This is a genomic window from Mycobacterium syngnathidarum (assembly GCF_001942625.1).
In the GTDB taxonomy this organism is placed as follows: Bacteria; Actinomycetota; Actinomycetes; order Mycobacteriales; family Mycobacteriaceae; genus Mycobacterium; species Mycobacterium syngnathidarum.
Map to the genome: position 1 here is coordinate 232,150 of NZ_MLCL01000086.1, position 17,990 is coordinate 250,139.

General features: G+C 64.7%; 14 protein-coding genes and 1 riboswitch. Of the genes, 12 read left to right on the forward strand and 2 right to left on the reverse strand.

Annotation, left to right across the window (positions count from 1 at the left end):
* Positions 1–27: 27 nt before the first annotated feature.
* A complete protein-coding gene (locus BKG60_RS25235) occupies positions 28–690 on the forward strand; it encodes a sensor domain-containing protein (protein ID WP_239251586.1) in 663 nt (220 codons plus the stop codon).
* Between the two features lie 73 nt (positions 691–763).
* Positions 764–971, forward strand: a riboswitch (cobalamin riboswitch).
* A 126-nt stretch (positions 972–1,097) separates the two neighbouring features.
* Positions 1,098–3,371 (forward strand): 5-methyltetrahydropteroyltriglutamate--homocysteine S-methyltransferase, encoded by a 2,274-nt coding sequence (gene metE / locus BKG60_RS25240; RefSeq protein WP_165617716.1) that lies wholly within the window; start codon positions 1,098–1,100, stop codon positions 3,369–3,371.
* A 3-nt stretch (positions 3,372–3,374) separates the two neighbouring features.
* On the opposite strand, the gene BKG60_RS25245 is transcribed toward metE, so the two are convergent.
* Entirely contained in the window at positions 3,375–4,031 is a 657-nt protein-coding gene (locus tag BKG60_RS25245) for a GntR family transcriptional regulator (RefSeq protein WP_070185861.1), read from the reverse strand.
* Positions 4,032–4,099: 68 nt separating this feature from the next.
* Between BKG60_RS25245 and BKG60_RS25250 the strand changes: the two genes are divergently transcribed.
* From BKG60_RS25250 to BKG60_RS25260, 3 genes are read left to right on the forward strand one after another with little or no spacing between them, the layout of a single operon-like run.
* Positions 4,100–5,458, forward strand: coding sequence for an LLM class flavin-dependent oxidoreductase (locus tag BKG60_RS25250; RefSeq protein WP_070185862.1), 1,359 nt, complete (start codon positions 4,100–4,102; stop codon positions 5,456–5,458).
* A gap of 9 nt (positions 5,459–5,467) precedes the next feature.
* Positions 5,468–6,652, forward strand: coding sequence for a CaiB/BaiF CoA transferase family protein (locus tag BKG60_RS25255; RefSeq protein WP_070185909.1), 1,185 nt, complete (start codon positions 5,468–5,470; stop codon positions 6,650–6,652).
* Positions 6,653–6,682: 30 nt separating this feature from the next.
* Complete coding sequence (locus BKG60_RS25260; protein ID WP_070943522.1) at positions 6,683–7,591, forward strand: HpcH/HpaI aldolase/citrate lyase family protein; 909 nt, start codon at positions 6,683–6,685, stop codon at positions 7,589–7,591.
* A gap of 21 nt (positions 7,592–7,612) precedes the next feature.
* On the opposite strand, the gene BKG60_RS25265 is transcribed toward BKG60_RS25260, so the two are convergent.
* Positions 7,613–8,422: a class I SAM-dependent methyltransferase gene (locus BKG60_RS25265; RefSeq protein ID WP_070943521.1), complete on the reverse strand. Its 810-nt coding sequence runs from the start codon at positions 8,420–8,422 to the stop codon at positions 7,613–7,615.
* 190 nt (positions 8,423–8,612) lie between these two features.
* On the opposite strand from BKG60_RS25265, the gene BKG60_RS25270 reads away from it, so the two are divergent.
* The 7 genes from BKG60_RS25270 to BKG60_RS25300 all read left to right on the forward strand — a co-directional run bounded on the left by BKG60_RS25270 (position 8,613) and on the right by BKG60_RS25300 (position 17,979).
* The gene (locus BKG60_RS25270) at positions 8,613–10,085 is read left to right on the forward strand and encodes a PPE domain-containing protein (protein ID WP_070943520.1); all 1,473 of its coding nucleotides are present in this window, start codon (positions 8,613–8,615) and stop codon (positions 10,083–10,085) included.
* 79 nt (positions 10,086–10,164) lie between these two features.
* Entirely contained in the window at positions 10,165–11,034 is an 870-nt protein-coding gene (gene scoE, locus BKG60_RS25275) for a (3R)-3-[(carboxymethyl)amino]fatty acid oxygenase/decarboxylase (RefSeq protein WP_070185866.1), read from the forward strand.
* Positions 11,035–11,036: 2 nt separating this feature from the next.
* Positions 11,037–11,591 carry an FcoT family thioesterase gene (locus BKG60_RS25280; RefSeq protein WP_070185867.1) on the forward strand — a complete coding sequence of 185 codons (555 nt, stop codon included), beginning with the start codon at positions 11,037–11,039 and terminating at the stop codon, positions 11,589–11,591.
* Between the two features lie 29 nt (positions 11,592–11,620).
* Positions 11,621–13,192 (forward strand): fatty acid--CoA ligase FadD10, encoded by a 1,572-nt coding sequence (gene fadD10, locus BKG60_RS25285; RefSeq protein WP_070185868.1) that lies wholly within the window; start codon positions 11,621–11,623, stop codon positions 13,190–13,192.
* Positions 13,193–13,196: 4 nt separating this feature from the next.
* On the forward strand, positions 13,197–13,430 hold the full coding sequence (locus BKG60_RS25290) for an acyl carrier protein (RefSeq protein WP_083284068.1): 234 nt from the start codon (positions 13,197–13,199) through the stop codon (positions 13,428–13,430).
* Positions 13,420–17,634, forward strand: coding sequence for an AMP-binding protein (locus BKG60_RS25295; protein ID WP_070943519.1), 4,215 nt, complete (start codon positions 13,420–13,422; stop codon positions 17,632–17,634). Before BKG60_RS25290 ends, BKG60_RS25295 begins: the two co-directional genes overlap by 11 nt.
* Before the next feature lie 9 nt (positions 17,635–17,643).
* Positions 17,644–17,979, forward strand: a complete 336-nt coding sequence (locus tag BKG60_RS25300; RefSeq protein WP_234998233.1) for a heavy-metal-associated domain-containing protein — start codon at positions 17,644–17,646, stop codon at positions 17,977–17,979.
* Positions 17,980–17,990 lie beyond the last annotated feature (11 nt).

Sequence of the window (17,990 nt, forward strand, 5' to 3'; positions counted from 1 at the left end):
AAGCAGAGGACTACCATGCTCCGCGTTGTGTTTTCGTTGATCATGCTCGTGCTGCCGGCCACCAGCTGTGCCGACAACGGCGACAAGGCTCAGGGGCCGCCGGAAGAAGTGCCCAAGTCGGCCCTCGAGAGGCTGCTGCTCACCACCGGTCAGGTCAACGCCATGATGACGACCGTTGGGATGGTGGCACATCCGCCGGTCACCGAGATGAGCGACCATCGCAACCTGCTGCCCAATCTGAACTGCCTGGGCGCGTGGCAGGTGAACGAGTCCGCCATCTACGGCGACCGTTGGACCGCCATGCGCCAGGTGCTGCTACGCGGCCCCGACAGGGACAACTGGGACAACCTGCTGGTGCAGTCGGTGGTGATCTTCCCTTCGACACAAGAAGCCGCCGGCTTTCTCGATCAGTCGGCCGATCGCTGGTCGAACTGCACCAACCACAATGTGAACATCACGCTCAACGGGAGGCCGCTGCCCAGGTGGCGCAGCGGCGATCTGACCGAGACGGATTCGGAACTCATCTTGCCGTTCACCCGTACTGACGGGGACCAGACCCGCGCCTGCCAGCGTGCGCTGGCGGTGGCCGCCAACCTTGTGATGGATATACAAGCGTGTAAGCCGGGAGGGTCCTCGGTGACCCAGGCCGCTGAGGTGGTGGACAAGATCAAGGCCGCGATGGCGCGCTGACCGGTACCCGCGGCAGTGCGGCGGGTAGTCTGAGGCGCGCAGCTGGTTTGTCGGTACCGGGGTGTTTGCAGTGCCGACATCGAGCGCCGCAGGCTGACTGAGATGCGACGTGAGAGGGAACCCGGTGAGAATCCGGGACTGTCCCGCAGCGGTATGCAGGAACGACCGCCGTCATCAGCACTGGCACGCAGGGATCTGCGGCTGGGAAGCGACGGCCAGTAGGTGCACGGTCCACGTGCGTGCCTGTGAGTCCGAAGACCTGCCAGCCGTACCGGGCGCGCCGCGCCCGGTGGTTCATCGCCTCGCGGAATGGGCAGTGGCCGAATGCGGTTCACTCGTGGTGGATGGCTGCGTTCGGTTCGATGTCTCCTGGCGGTGGCCATCCCCGTATGTCGAAGGACGTCGTCATGAGCACAACCGCAGTACCCTTCACCTCCACCATCCTCGGATCGCCCCGGATCGGACCGAATCGCGAACTCAAACGCGCCGTAGAGAAGTACTGGGCCGGCCGCATCGATCGCGACGAACTCGAATCCGTGGCCGCCGGCCTGCGTCGCGACACGTGGGCGTCGCTGGTCGCAGCCGGGCTGGACTCGGTCCCGGTCAACACCTTCTCGTACTACGACCAGATGCTCGACACCGCAGTTCTTGTCGGCGCACTGCCGCCCAGGGTGGCCGATGTGCCCGACGACTTGGACCGCTATTTTGCCGCGGCGCGAGGCAACGATGACATCGCGCCGCTGGAGATGACCAAGTGGTTCGACACGAACTACCACTACATCGTGCCGGAGATCGGGCCAGAGGCCACCTTTACCCTCAACCCGGACAAGGTGTTGGGGGAGTTGGAAGAGGCACGTGCACAGGGGATTACGGCGCGACCGGTGGTTGTCGGCCCCATCACCTTTCTGACGCTGTCGAAGGCCGTCGACGGTGCGGACGCGCCACTGGCTCGCCTCGATGATCTCATCGATGTCTATTCCGAACTGCTGGGATTGCTGGCAGATAGGGGAATCGAGTGGGTCCAGCTCGACGAGCCGGTGTTGGTGACCGACATCGTCGACAATGCGGCCGAACTCGCCGAGCGGACCTACAACCGTCTCGGTGGACTGGCCAAGAGACCTTCCGTCTTCGTCGCAACCTACTTCGGTGAGCTGAGCGATGCGCTGCCCGCGCTGGCGCGCACGCCGGTCGAGGCCATCGGCGTCGATCTGGTTGCGGGAACTGGTGCTGCCCTGGGCGCAGTGCCGGAGCTCGCGGACAAGCTCCTGGTGGCGGGTGTGGTCGACGGGCGCAACATCTGGCGCACCGACCTGGAGGCCGCTCTGGGCACCTTGTCCGCGCTGCGGGAAGCGGCCGCGGCGATCGTCGTTTCTACGTCGTGCTCGACACTGCATGTGCCCTACGCCCTCGATGCCGAGGACGACCTCGACCCGGCGCTGCGCAGCTGGCTGGCCTTCGGTTTCGAGAAGGTCACTGAAGTGGTGGCGCTGGCACGTGGTCTCAAGGACGGACGCGACGCCATCTCGGCGGAGATCGCTGCGTCCCATGCGGCCATCGAGTCGCGCAAATCCGATCCGCGACTGAACAACAGCCGAGTCCGGGAACGGATCTCGGCGATCGTCGCCTCGGGCGCCAAGCGTGGATCGGCCGATCACCGTCGCGCTGCACAGCAGGACCGGCTGAAGCTGCCTGCTCTGCCCACCACCACGATCGGGTCATACCCGCAAACCTCGGCCATTCGCATCGCCCGTGCCGACCTCAGGTCGGGCAAGATCGCCGCCGCGGAGTACGAGCGCAGGATGAAGGCCGAGATCGCCGAGGTGATCAAGCTGCAGGAGCAGCTGGGCCTGGACGTGCTGGTGCACGGTGAACCCGAGCGCAACGACATGGTGCAGTACTTCGCCGAGCAGCTCGACGGGTTCTTCGCCACACAGAACGGCTGGGTGCAGTCCTATGGCAGCCGCTGCGTGCGACCGCCGATCCTCTACGGGGACGTGACGCGGCCGAAGCCGATGACGGTGGAGTGGATCATGTACGCGCAGTCACTCACGGACAAGCCCGTCAAGGGCATGCTCACCGGTCCTGTCACCATCCTGGCCTGGTCGTTCGTCCGCGATGATCAGCCGTTGGCGGATACGGCTGCGCAGGTGGCCCTGGCGATTCGGGACGAGACCGTCGATCTGCAGTCTGCCGGCATCGCGATCATCCAGGTCGACGAGCCGGCTCTGCGCGAGCTGCTGCCGTTGCGCTCGAAAGACAAAGCGGCATACCTGAACTGGGCGGTGGACGCGTTCCGGTTGTCCACCTCCGGAGTGGAGGATTCGACGCAGATCCACACCCATCTCTGTTATTCGGAGTTCGGCGAGGTGATCGGCGCGATCGCGGATCTCGATGCCGACGTCACCTCGATCGAAGCGGCTAGGTCGCACATGGAAGTGCTCGGCGATCTGAACGCTGTGGGGTTCTCCAACAGCGTCGGCCCGGGTGTGTACGACATCCACTCGCCGAGGGTCCCCGGAGTCGAGGAGATCGCCACATCGTTGCGGGAGGCACTCGATGCGGTTCCGGCCGAACGACTCTGGGTCAACCCGGATTGCGGCTTGAAGACCCGTACCACCGACGAGGTGACCGAGTCGCTCAAGCACCTGGTCGCCGCGGCCGCCGAGGTTCGCGGGCGATAGCGGTCAGCTCGTGGCGGCCTGAGCATCCAGCCAGGCCGCCAACGAGCGCCCGGCCTCCAGGACGTGGCGTTCGGCGATGGCCCGGGCAGCCTCGGCGTTCTTGGCCTCCAAGGCATCCAGCAGCTCCTCATGTTCGTCGAGCGAGTGCTCCTCATGCTCGGGAAACACGGTCAGGAAGTTGGACGGCACCACCCGCGCGGCCTGCCTGATCTGGGTCAGCAACCGGGGGGAGTGCGCGGCCCGGTGGATCTCCTGATGGAACAGCCAGTTGGCCTCGCCGATGCTGTCCTCGCCTGACCGCTGCGCGACATCGGCTGCGAGTTCGCGCAACCGGCCGAGTTCGTCGGCGGTGATCCGCTCGGCAGCCCAGGCGGCGGCCTGGCCGGTGAGGACGCCGAGGATGGTGAAGCTGTCGGTGACGTCGTCCGAGTTGACGCCGATGACGGTGATCCCGCTGCGGGGAGCGACCCGCACCAGCCCTTCGAACGAGAGTTCCAGGAGAGCTTCGCGGACCGGTGTGCGACTGGTCGCGAACTCTTCGGTGATGGCGTCCAGGTCGATGCGGCTTCCCGGGGCCAAAGTGCCGGTGATGATGCGGTCGCGCAGTTCGCGCGCCGCGCGTTCGCGCACGGTGCCCGCGATGTCCAACGGCGACGTCATCCGTGCAGCGTACCTGTATGACGTACGGTATCCTTGATATCTAATATATCAGATGTTAGATTCCAATCATGCGTACCGATCAGATGTCTCTCGTGGCGTTCATGCAGGCAGGAAGCACTTCGGTGTACGCCGGCTCGTGGCGCCACCCCGCGACCGAACACAGCTACCTCGACGCGTCGTACTACGCGAAGATCGGCCGCCAGCTCGAGGAGGGTTGCTTCGACCTGATGTTCTTCGATGACCGGCTGGCCATGCCTGGGATCTACGGGGGTTCGGTGGCGGAGGCCGTGCGTTACGGGGCCCGCCCGGTCAAGCTCGACCTGAGCGTCATCCTCGGAGTGCTGGCGCAGACCACCTCGCACATCGGCCTCGGCGCCACGTACTCGACCACCTACTACGCGCCGTTCCATGTGGCCCGAACCTTCGCGACCCTGGATCACCTTTCCCGCGGCCGCGCGGCCTGGAACGTGGTCACTTCGGTCAACGACAGCGAGGCGCAGAATTTCGGCCTGGACACCCACCTTGGACATGACGAGCGCTACAACCGCGCCGATGAGTTTCTCGACGTGGTCGCCGGCCTCTGGGACACCTGGGAGGACGACGCGATTCAGCACAATCGAGCTTCCGGGCAGTACGCCGACCCCAGCAAGGTTCATGAGCTCGGCCATGTCGGTCAATACTTCTCGTCGCGTGGCCCGCTGACCGTGCCGCGCACGCCGCAGGGCCGACCCGTCATTCTCCAGGCCGGATCGTCGGGGCGTGGCCGTGAATTCGCCTCGCGTTGGGCTGATCTCATCTTCACCGGTGATCCCGGCATCGATGTGGCACGGTCGCACTATCTGGATCAGAAGGCGCGCATCGCCGATGCCGGCCGCGATCCGGCTTCGGTGCGGATCTGCCCGATGGCCTATGCCGTGGTGGGGGAGAGCGAGTCTCATGCCAAAGAACGCGAAGACATGTTCCTCAACGATCTGGTGGACCCGATGGCCTCCCTGACCCTGCTCTCGGAGCTGATGAACTACGACTTCGCTCAGCACGACCTCGACGATCCGGTCACCGATGAGCTCATCGCCTCGGTTTCGGGAATCCGGGGACTGGTGCAGAACCTGCGCAGCCATATCGGTGGGGACACGGTGACAGTGCGCGACCTGGCGGGGCACCGTGCCACTCTGCTGCAAGGCCCCCGCTTCGTCGGTACCGGCAGGCAGGTGGCCGACCAGATGGAGGAGTGGTTCACCAGCGGTGCCTGTGACGGATTTGTCATGGCTGCAACGCATTCCCCGGGGGCCTACGAGGACTTCGTGCGGATGGTGGTGCCTGAGTTGCAGCACCGTGGTTTGTTCCGTACCTCCTACACCGGAACCACTTTGCGCGATCATCTCGGGCTGGACCGCCCGGCTCCCAGCTTCGCCAGTTCGGCCTCGTAGATGGTCGGCATGCTCAGCGGCATCCGGGTGCTCGACCTGGCCACGCTGGCCGCAGCGCCCTTGGCCGCCACCTATCTCGGTGAGTTCGGCGCCGACGTCATCAAGGTCGAGCAGCCTGGTCAGGGGGATCCGATCCGAACCTGGGGCAACCAGCGCGACGGCGTCGGGCTGATGTGGAAGTCGGTGTCCCGCAACAAGAAATCCGTCACTGCGAACCTGCGGGTGGCCGAAGGGCAGGACCTGGTTCGGCGGCTGGTCGAGAAGTCGGATGTCGTCATCGTCAACACCCGGCCGCAGACGCTGGCCAAATGGGGCTTGGACTACGAGTCGTTGCGGGCCCTCAACGACCGCATCGTGATGCTGCACATCACCGGTTACGGGCTGACCGGACCCAAGAGTGCGCGGCCAGGGTTCGGGACGCTGGGTGAGGCGATGAGCGGGTTCGCCCACGTGACAGGCGATGCGGAGGGGCCGCCGACGCTGCCACCGTTCATGCTGGCCGATGGGGTGGCCTCGCTCAACGCCGCCTATGCCGTGATGATGGCGCTCTATCACCGCGACGTGCACGGGGCCGGCGGGCAGTTGATCGACATCAATCTGATCGACCCGTTGGCGCGATTACTGGAACAGAACCTGCTGGGGTATGACCAGCTGGGTATCGTTGCGCGCCGGGCCGGCAATCGCTGGGACATCTCAGCTCCCCGCAACACCTATCAAACCTCCGACGGACGCTGGCTGGCGATGTCCGGCAGCTCACCGGCGTTGGCGCTGAGGGTGTTTCGGGCCATTGGACGCGACGATCTGGTGTCCGATGCCGATTTCTCCGATCCGCAACGCCGGCTGGCGCGTGCGGCCGAGGTCGATGCGGTGGTGGCGGAATGGGTTGCCGCGCACACCTTGTCGGAGGCGATGGCGGTGCTCGATGCCGCCGAGGTGGCCGCGGCACCTGTCTACGACATCACTCAACTGGTGGACGACGAACAACTGCGCCACCGCGAAGTGTTCGTCTCGGTGTCCGACAGCGAGCTCGGCGCGATGACGGTGCAGGCACCGGTCCCGCGGTTCTCGGGCGACGCCGGGAAGGTGGACTCGCTGGGCCCCCGCCTCGGTGAACACAACGCCGAGGTCTACCACCAGCTGCTTGGCCTCACAGCTGAGGAAATCGATGATCTGCGCGCCAGTGGCGTGCTGTAACACTCAGTGATGCAAAGGAATACAAATACGATGACAAACCTCGTTCGCCGCTCTGAGCTCGCCCTCCCCGCCTGCAACGACCACATGTTCGTCAAGGGAGTCACCTGCGGTGCTGACCTGGTGTTCCTCGACCTCGAGGACGCCACCCCGGTAGGGCTCAAGGTGGAATCCCGTGCCAAGGCCATTCGGGCGCTGACCGAACTCGACTGGGGACGGACTGCGCGGGCAGTCCGGATCAACGGTCTCGACACGCCGTGGTGCCACGACGACATCATCGACGTCGTCACCCACGCTGGTTCCCGACTCGACACCGTCGTGATCCCCAAAGCGCGCACCGCCAAAGATGTCTGGTGGGTCGACGTGCTGCTTACCCAGCTGGAAGAAAAACTCGGACTCGACCGCAAGATTCGGCTGGAGGTGCTGATCGAGGAGGTCGAGGGGCTGGCCAACGCCGAGGAGATCGTGCGGGCAAGTCCGCGCTTGGACGCGGTGATCTTCGGCGTCGGAGACTTCTCGTTGTCCCAGGGGGCGCGGGTGGACACCAACTTCGTGCCGATGGGTGAGTATCCGGGTGACTTCTGGGCATACGCCCGCAACAAGATCATGGTCGCGGCGCGGATCGCCGGCATCGACGCCATCGACTCGCCCTACCCGGACTACGCGGATGTCGCGGGCTACGAGGCAGAAGCGCGCCGATCATCGCTGTACGGGTATACCGGCAAATGGGCCATCCATCCCAGTCAGGTCCCGATTGCCAATGAGGTCTTCGCGCCTACCGCCGAGGAGATCGCGCTTGCACAACGCAACGTCGCGGCGTACCGGGAGGCCGAGGCGGCGGGCCGCGGCGCTGTCGGCGTCGAGGGGGTACTCGTCGACGCCGCACACGTGAAGAAAGCCGAAGAGGTGTTGGCGCGGGCCGCGCTGATCGGTGTCGGCTAAGGCGGCTGTGGTTCCTGGGCGTCAGCCGAAGTCGACGACGTTGGTCGGTGCGCGGAAACGTTGTAGCGAAGGCGACCGATACACGAGTGCGGCTACACGCGACAAGACCCGGCCCCTGCCCGTCGGCATGTCAAGTTCGTGCACCGCGAGAACCCCTGGAATAGCGCGCAACTCGTCGTAGCGGTCGGCAGTGAACGAAAACGGCATCGGCGGTGCGGTGTAGTGCCTGCTGAGCCGGATGCCGCGGCGTTGCGAGTACCAGCTCAGAATGCGCGGGACGCTGTCGAAGATCAGCTGCCCGCCGGGGAACCTGGCGGCGCAGGCGGCAATGAGGTCCAACACCGCGTCGTGCTCCAGATACTGAAACAGACCCTCGGCGGTGATCAGCACACCGTTGGTGGCATCTACCTCATCCATCCACGAGTGATCCAGTGCCGACTGCGCCAGGTGGCGCAGTCGGCCCGAGGTCGGAAGCAACTGCTCGCGAATCTGTACGACAGGCTCCAGATCAACTGAAAGCCAGTTGATCTCGCCGTTGTCAAGGCGCCAGAAGCTGGTCTGCAATCCCTCGGCCAGGGCGACCACGCTGGCCCGCGGCTGCATCTGCAGATAGCGGCCGGTGGCATTGTCGAACGCGACGGCCCGCAGGGCGGTGGCCTGGTGGGTCCGGCCGAAACGGCGGTAGTCGTAGCCGAGGCTGTCGCGCAACGTGACCGCCAGCGGGTCCTCGATGATTCCGTCGGGCCGGGCCGCCTCGGTGGCTCTCTGGTGCAGAGTCAACAGCGCGGTTTCGGATATCGCGGTCAGATGACGGGCGTCGACGACTGGCATGGCACGACCGTACCTGTCAGCCGATTCCCGCCGCACCCGCACGCCGGCACCGAGAGTCGTTGCCCCGGTTCAGGCATCACCTTGGCCACACCGGGAACTTTCTGGCGACCGTGACCGACCAGCACTAAGACAGGGCGACGTATGCCCGTCCGCGCGGTGCCCGTCGATGCTCATGCGAGGAGGTGATGACGTGACCGTCCCGTACTGGCTGGCGGTACCCCCAGAGGTACATTCTGCGCAGCTGAGCACGGGGCCGGGGCCTGGATCTCTTCTTGCCGCAGCCGCTCAGTGGGAAGCGCTGAGTATTCAATACAGTTCGGTGGCAGCCGAACTCACACAGATCCTGACTGACGTGCAGGCAAGCAGCTGGGAAGGGCCCAGCGCAGCACAGTACGTGGCTGCCCATGGCCCCTACCTGGCTTGGCTGGAAAAGGCGTCAGCCGACAGTGCCGTCACAGCCGCACAGCACGAGACCGTCGCAGCCGCATATGTCAGTGCTCTGGCGAGCATGCCCACCCTGGTCGAACTCGCCGCCAACCACGTCACTCACGGTGTGCTCGTGGCCACCAACTTCTTCGGTGTCAACACCATACCGATCGCGCTCAACGAAGCCGACTACGTGCGGATGTGGCTGCAAGCCGCCGAGGTGATGATGGCCTACCAGGGGGCCGCGGTGAGTGCCTCCGCGGCGACGCCGACGCCACAGCCGGCGCCCTCGATCCTGGCGCCGGGAGGCGAAGGGCAAAGCGGGCAACAGAACACGTCGAGCTCAACCCCGGGCAGTCAACCACCCAGCGATATCTGGCGGCTGATCTCCGACCTCATATCGGGTGCCGGCAATCCAGCACAACTCCTCGAGACGTTTCAACAGCTGTTCGGGCAACTGGGGTTCAACCCGGCGGAGGCCGCCATACTCGCCGCCATCGCGCTGGTGCTGTACGACATGCTCTGGTACCCGTACTACGCCTCGTATTCGCTGCTCCTGTTGCCATTCTTGGCGCCTGCGCTCAGTGCCCTCAGCGCGCTGAGCGCATTGGCGCTCCTGCAGCCCAAGGGGCCACCGTCGGGTATGGCAGCCGTTCCCGTCCAGGTCGACACCGACCACCGCGTCGCCTCGACTTTCGGCACCGGCACGGCATTGGGCCCGTCGGGAGTATCCAGCCCGGTGTCACAGGCCGGGGGTTTGGGCTCTGGCACGCCCGCGGGCAGTAGTGCAACGAGCTCGGCTTCCTCACCGTCGGCCGGCTACGCCGTCCCCGGTCTGGATCCGCCCGCGGTGGCATCGGGACCGAGATCGGACGCGAAAACCCCTGATGGCATGGCAGATATCCTCGGCACCGTTGCCGCGGCAAGAGCGGCTGTTGTCGCTCGCAACCGTCGAAGAAAGACGGGCCGCAGACCAGACCATGCCCGAAGCTACCGGTACGAGTTTCTGGTCTCTACCGACGGCGCGGACGCCACCATCGACGACGCGGACCTGAATCGATCCCCGTCGCCGAGCGACACGGGGGCCACCACCATCCTTGGTTTCTCCGGGGCTGCGCCGGTCGCCACGAGTGCGTCTGCCGCTGGAATGGTCCGGCATGGGCGTGCCGGTGCCGGGGAATCAGTCCCGATGCTTCCCGGTACCTGGATGTGCGATTCAGATGAGCGACGTGGATAGCGGGAACTTTCAACCAATTTGAATCGACCAATGCTTCAGTCGCACAACGGCGCAGCGCAGTGCCGCACGAGGAGAGGTCATGACGCTGAATGTGAAAGGGGAGGGGCTCGGGGCGCAAGTCACGGGAATCGACCCCAAGAATCTCGACGACATCACGCGGAAAGAGATCCGGGAGATCGTCTATCAGCACAAGCTGGTCGTTCTGAAAGACGTCCATCCGGCTCCCGACGAATTTCTCCGGCTGGGGCGCATCGTCGGCGATGTTGTGACGTACTACGAGCCGATCTACCACCACAAAGACCACCCGGAAATCTTCGTCTCTTCGACAGAGGAAGGGCACGGCGTGCCTCGTACCGGGGCCTTCTGGCACATCGACTACATGTTCATGCCGGAACCGTTCGCATTTTCGATGGTGGTACCGCTGGCAGTGCCCGGAAGCGACCGCGGGACATACTTCATCGACCTCAACAAGGTGTGGGAGGCCCTTCCAGAGACCGTACGGGAGCCGGTCCGGGGTACGTTCGCGACCCATGACCCGCGGCGTCACATCAAGATTCGCCCACACGACGTCTACAAGCCGATCGGTGAGGTCTGGGACGAGGTATCCAGGACCACGCCTCCGATCAAATGGCCGACGGTGATCAGGCACCCGAAGACCGGTCAGGAAATCCTCTACATCTGCGCGTCAGGCACCACCAAGATCGAGGACGGGCGCGGGAACGCGCTGGATCCTGCCGTGCTGCGACAACTCATGACTGCCACCGGACAACTCGACCCGGATTTCACATCGCCGTTCATCCACACCCAACACTATGAGGTCGGCGATGTTGTGTTGTGGGACAACCGGGTTCTGATGCACCGGGCGAAACACGGCACCACGCCGGGCACGTTGACGACTCATCGGCTGACCATGCTGGACGGCCTCACGACACCGGGATATGGGGTATGACCATGAGCACCGCCGAGATGCTGTCTGTCGCGACCAGTGGGGACGGCGTCACACAGATGGCGCCGATTCCCGAAGATCTGCTGGTGAAGGTGCTGGAGCCGTACTCCTACAAAGGGTGCCGCTATCTGCTCGACGCGGAGTACGAGGCCACCGCGAACTCTGTGTCGGCGCTCGGGAACTTCAGCATCAAAGAGCCCGCATACATTCGCGACACCGGGCACTTCAACGCCGCCGAATGGGTCCTGTGCTTCAACCAACTCGCCTACAGCGCGTTCGCACCGGCGATCCTCAACGAGGTGATACCCGAATTCCGGGGCTGGTCGATCGAGGACTACTTCAATTATCAACTCCCCAGCATGCTGATCAAGACCACGACATCACGGTTCAAGCGCCCGATCAAGTCCCACAAGTTCTCGGCACGATTGCTGTGCAAGGACTTCGAGGTCATCGATCGGACGATTCGGTATCTCAAGATTCCCTGCACGGTCGAATTCTGGGATGAGGACGGTGGGTCCGCATCCGGTGAAGTCGAACTGGCAGCACTCAACATCCCCTGACATCGGTAGAAGAGAACGGCTTCACACCTATGGCACACCCGCCATTCACAGTGCTGGAACGCATCGGCGCGACCGCGAGGCAGCGTCCCGGGGCGATCGCTCTACGTCGCTGTGACGGATCCAGCGTCGTTCTGTACCGAGATCTCATGGCCGAAGCGGACAGGCTGGCAGCCGATCTCGGCTCCCAGTCGGTCACTCGAGGAAGCCGTGTCCTCGTCATATCGGACAACGGTCCCGAGACCTATCTGGCGGTGTTGGCCTGCGCGAGAGTCGGGGCCATCGCAGTCATGGTCGACGGCGGGATGCCCGCTGCGACCATGAACCGCTTCGGGGAGATCACCACTCCCGCTGCAATTCTGGTGGCACCGACTTGCCGGCTGCACACCGCTGAGCTCTCGGAGGCGCTCCGGTCGATTCCTGCCTTCACGGTTGAGATCGGTGATGGCTCTGCCGACCGCACCGGCGATTCGACATCAGATCCATTGCCCGCCTTACCTGTTGGGGGTGCGGACGATCCGCTGGCGATGATCTTCACCAGCGGCACCACAGGCCAGCCGAAAGCTGTCCTGCTGCCCAATCGAACGTTCTACTCGGTTGCCGACATTCTTCAGCACGAGAAATTGACCTGGGTCGATTGGGTCGTCGGCGAGACAACCTACTCACCGCTGCCCGCGACCCACATCGGCGGACTGTGGTGGATCCTCAACTGCCTGATGCAAGGCGGATTGTGCATCACCGGCGGCGAGACGACATCGTCCGTCGCGGAGATCCTCAGTGCCAATGACGTCGCGACGACATGCCTGGTCCCCACTCTGCTGACCCGGGTGGTGAACGAACTTCAGTCGACTGGAAAGCCGGTCCCGCCGTCTCTGCGCATGGTGGGTTATGGCGGATCCCGCGCAGTCGCCGCCGATGTCAGATTTGTCGAGTCCGCGGGTGTCCGTACTGCGCAGGTCTATGGACTCAGCGAAACGGGCTGTACCGCACTGTGTCTGCCCACAGACTCCGGGTCGATCTCGAGAATCGAAGCCGGTGCGGTGGGCCGGCCGTATCCCGGCGTGGAGGTCCATCTGGATGGCAACGGCAGCGGCCCACCAACACGTTCCGGTGCGAATTCAGCCGCGTCAGGCACACTGTGGATAAAATCGCCGGCGAACATGCTCGGGTATTGGGGAAATCCCGAGCGGACTGCCGAAGTCCTGGTGGATGGATGGGTGAACACCGGAGACCTTCTCGACCGTCATGACGACGGCTTCTTCTACATCCGGGGCAGGTCGTCAGAGATGATCATTTCCGGTGGTGTGAACATCGCGCCCGACGAGGTCGACCGAATCGCTGAGGGCGTGGTCGGTGTACGGGAAGCCGCCTGCTACGAGATCCCCGACGAGGAGTTCGGTGCGCTGGTGGGGCTGGCCGTGGTCGCCTCGACCACGCTGGATGAATCAGCAGCCAGGAAGCTCCAACACGCGATTGCCGCGCGCTTCCGGCAAGAGTCGGAGCCGATGGCCAGGCCGTCGACCATCGGGTTCGTGCAGCAGATCCCACGAACCCGGTCCGGCAAGATCATGCGGACGTCGCTGGGTGCAGCAACCAGTGGCTGAGACGCTGCGGAACCGAATCCTGGCTGCGCTCTCGGAGGTGCTCTATGTCGACGAGTCGGATTTCCTCGACGGAGATGCGACAGACCTGAGGGACCTCGGGCTGGATTCGGTTCGATTCGTGCTGCTAATGAAGCAACTCGGCATCGATCGGGAATCGGAATTGCCGCGGCGGTTGGCGGACAACTTGTCCGTCGCGGGCTGGGTCCGGGAGTTGGAAGAGGTGGGTCATTCTGCCTGAAGCCCCTGATACCCAAACTATTACGCTGAGCCGGTCACAGCAGAACATCTACAACGGCGTGTCTGCACACGACGACCCCCAGTTGTATCTGATCGGCAGGCGCTACCGGTTCCGGCCGCTGGCGCAGACAGAATTCCTGGCCGCTTTGCGGAAGACCATCCTCGCCACGCCCATTCAATTGTGCGTTCTGGAGGCGCCGTCGGAGCCCGGTGGTCGCCCCGGTCTGGTAGCCCGACTCGACATCGATGACATCGTGCAGCTGTTCGGTGACGAGGACCGGGCAGAGCTGGCCGAGGAGTGGGAATCAGGGCTTCTCGCAAAACCGTTGGTGCGCTACACCGTTTATGTCGACGCCGGTGGCCTGGTGTGTGGCCTCGACGCCCAAGCCCACCACATCCTGCTCGACGGGGGCGCGATCAGTGTCATCGAAGCCCATTTGGGTCGGTTCCTCGTGGGCGGTGGCTCGGGCGAGACCCCCTGTGCCCACGACGGCCTGGCCGCCGTCGCGACCGCGCACCGTCGCGAGGCGTACCGCGTCGACGAATCACTCGAGCGGCTCGCCTCTGTGGTGCAGACAGAACTCACCGCGGCGGCCGAGGAGGGCGGACACGGACATCCCGCCGCCGACGCGCAGCCGACGGTCGCACAGGGCACTCTCATCGAGTCCGCCGTGATCCTCGGCGAAGATTACGAACAGATCGTAGATCTGGCCGGCCGCGAGAACGTCCCGCTCAACGTGCTCGTCGCGGCGGCGGCATTGGCGGTGGACGCGAGCATTCATCGCACCACCGAGCGCCTGCTGGTACATGCGGTCGACAACCGCTTCGGTGACCCCGACCTCGGCGCCGCGACGTGCCTGGTCAATTCGATGGCGCAGCCGGTCCGGTTCTCACCGTACGCATCAGTGGCAGAGGTGGTGCGCGGGGTGGATCGGGGTTATGTCAAGGCCGGTCGTCGCCGCTGGTTGCGTGAAGAGCGTTACCGCCGAATGTATCTGGCGATCAATCGGACCACCTCCGTGCAGACCTTGACGCTCAATTTTCTGCGTGAACCCTGTGCGCCCGAGCTCGTGCCGTTCTTGGACGAGGCGCCCGTGACGTCGAATATCGGCCCGGTCGAGGGTACGACCGTGGCGGCTGTGCTCGACGGGCAACGGCGCGCGCTCACCGTAAACATCTGGAACCGACCTGATCTGTCGCGGCAGAACAGCACCGGCATGGCGGGCCGCGTCGCGGGGGCCCTGAAATCCATGGTGAGCATGTGGGATTCCCCGATCGCGATGACCGTCGGTGAATGGTGCGCGATCGCCGATGACGGTTCCTTGGGCGCTGTTCCGGTGAAGCGCGACCCCGAGGACCCAGTGGCTCGCGCGTGGTTTGTCGATCGGCCCGAATCCGTCGCGCAATGTCGTCGCCGTCCTCACGTCGATTCCTGGATCGCGTGGCTCGTTGAAATCAACGTGGCACCAGGCGATGTGGTGGTGTTCACCGACGACGGCTCCGACAAGACGATCGCGCTCTTGATCGCCTGCCATCTGGCGGGCTGTGGCTACAGCGTCTGCGACCGCGATGATCAGGTGACGGTGCGGGCCCAACGAATCAAGGAACCCGACAACGGCATCTCAGTACACACCGTCGATGTCGAGTCGGCGAACATCCCGCGAAGCCTCGGCGCGCACCATCGGCGTCTGGTGGATGTTCGTGTCGAACAAACGGTGGCTGACCCGCAGCTTCGGGGCAGGACCGCCTACGTGATGCCCACGTCCGGATCGACCGGAGAACCAAAACTCGTGCACGTCACCCATGGCTCGCTTGCGGCGTTCTGTGTCGGCATGGTCCGGGCCTATGGCTGGGGACCGGACGACACCGTCCTTCAATGCGCGCCGCTGACATCCGACATCAGCGTCGAAGAAGTCTTCGGCGCCGCCTTCAGCGGGGCCGCGCTGACCCGCTCGACGGCAGTGAAAACCGGTGATCTGCAGGCGCTTGCCGGGGACCTGGTGGCATCCGGCGCGACTGTGGTGGATCTGCCCACCGCGGTGTGGCATCTGTGGTGCGAGGACGTCGACGCGGTCACCCGCGTCGGGCGCTCTCAGGTGCGGCAGATCGTGATCGGTGGAGAGCCCGTGCGTCCCGGTGCCGTCGACAAGTGGGTCGATACCGTTGGCACCGAGAACATCTCGTTGGTGTCGAGCTATGGCCCGACAGAGACCACTGTCGTGGTGACCTACCTACCGATCATCGATCGCGGACGGGTGGTGGAACACGGTGCGCGCCTTCGGCTGGGCAGGCCGCTGGTGCCGGACACGGTGGTGATCGCATTCGGCGAAGTCGTGGTGGTGGGGGACATGGTGTCCGACGGCTACCTGGATGCGGACAGTACCGGTTTCGGGCTGGTCACCACAGCCGACGGTCGACGGCAGCGCGCGTTTGCGACTGCCGACCGGGTGACGATGGACGGTGCCGGGCACCCGATCTTCGCGGGCCGTAAGGACGCCATCGTCAAGATCGCCGGCAAGCGGGTAGACACCGCCGCGATCACTCGACGCGCGGCAGCAGACCCGGCTGTGGTCGACGTCGCCGTCGAGCTGCACAACGGCGGATTGGGGGTCTGGTTCGAGACCCAGCGGACTCGTGGTGGTCACGAAGATCTCGATACGGCAGCACGCATCAGCAATGTCCTGGTGGATTCGCGGGTCCCGTCGTTCGTCGTTTCGGGTGTGGCGAACATCCCCAGAAAGCCCAATGGGAAGACCGACACCGCAAGACTGACAACATCGCTCGGTTCCGGGCCGGGACAAAGGACGGGCCCCGGAGGCGAAGATCGCGCGGCCGGCCTCGCCGGAATGTGGAGCACCCACCTCGGCCGGGTGATCACACCGGCCACGTCTCTGCTGCACGAAGGTATCGGCTCGCTGGACCTCGTCCGAATCCTGCCCGATACGCGCAGATATCTCGGCCGGCAGGTGTCGATTCTGGACCTGATCGGTGCCGATACCGCGGCGAACCTCGTGGATGACGTGGCGACGAGCGACGGGTGGATGGACAACGGCACCGCAGCGGAGATCGAACGTGACGTCAGCGTGCTGACCACGCCGAGCCCACGCGCGGCGGTGACCCCGAAGCGACCCTTGGCTACCCGAGATGCCGGACCGATTCTGGTGGTAGGTGCGTCGGGGGTCCTGGGATCCGGGTTCGCGGAGGCGATCCTGACCGGTGATGGTGCACAACGCCCGGATGTGGTGTTGGCCATGAGGTCGGTGCCGCCCGTCGACCCGGTCTGGACGGAGCTCCGGAACACGCCGGGGGTGCGGATCGAGCGTCTCGTCCCCGGGTTCGGGCCGGTCGAGCTGAGCGCGCTGATCCGGGAAACCGGAGCCCGGACCCTCGTCAACTGCATCGGCAACACCAACGTGGTGGTCCCGTATCGCGAAATCCGTTCAGCCAATGTGGAAATGGTGGCCGCCATGGCGCAGGCGTGCGCGGCTTCCGGCACCAGGATGGTGCACCTCTCGACGTATGTCGTCAGTGGGGATGTCATCGCGCCAGAAGTGGTCGACCCACGTCAGGCCCCATACCCGTATGCGGCCTCCAAAGCCCTCGGCGAATTGGCGGTGTGCCGTGCCGACCGGGAGCTCGACTTCACGGTCGTACGCCTGCCCCGGGTCCTGGGCACCCCCGACCAGCTACGGCGGTCTGCCGACATCTTGGTGTCGATTGTCGATGCCTGCCGGTCGCTGAATTGCTGTCCGGCAGTGGAACTGACCGAAGAGGTGACCATCGGACGCGCGGCGGCCGACAGCATTCTGCGCCGATTGCCGGAGTTCGGCGGCCCCGGCGAACTCGGTTGCGGGATCGAGGTGTTGCGGGGCCGGACAGTGGCGTATCAGGAAGTGCTCGGCGCGGTCGCCGACAACCGGGTCGGCATCGAGGACTGGAAGCGCCGTCTGGATGAGAGTGATTGGGCGAAGGCCAATGCGCGGCGGTGGTCGGTGATCGACGCCTGGATCGGTTTGGGACGTCGGCTCGGGGGACGCTCCTATGCGGAATACCTGGCCGAGTTTCCAGTCCTCCCGCTTCCGGTGCGCGCCGTCGGCGAGCTCGTCGCGCCTCCGCCGTCGTTGTCGGCGCTGATCTGTCCGGAACAGGCGGGAACTGGATGTGGTCGCACGACGACCAATCAACAAGACAGCACCAGACAGTGAGGTATGGCAGTGACAGACCTAACGGCACACAGTGCCAGGCAGATCCGACTCGACGTGACCGGTATGTCCTGCGGAGCGTGTTCACGCCGGGTCGAGAGCAAGCTGAACAAAATCGACGGAGTACACGCTTCGGTCGACATTTCCAGCAAGATCGCGACCATCGAAGCCCGCCAGGACATCACCGTCGCCGACCTCTGTGAGGCCGTTGAGCAGGCCGGCTACCACGCCGAAGAGCGCGCCGCCGGCAACGACGACCAATCCTCACCGGACTCGCCGGCCCAGAAAAGCCCGTCGATGGTGGCGAGGGCGATCCGCTGGATCACCGTCGGGCACATGGGCGGCTGAAACAGCCGAAC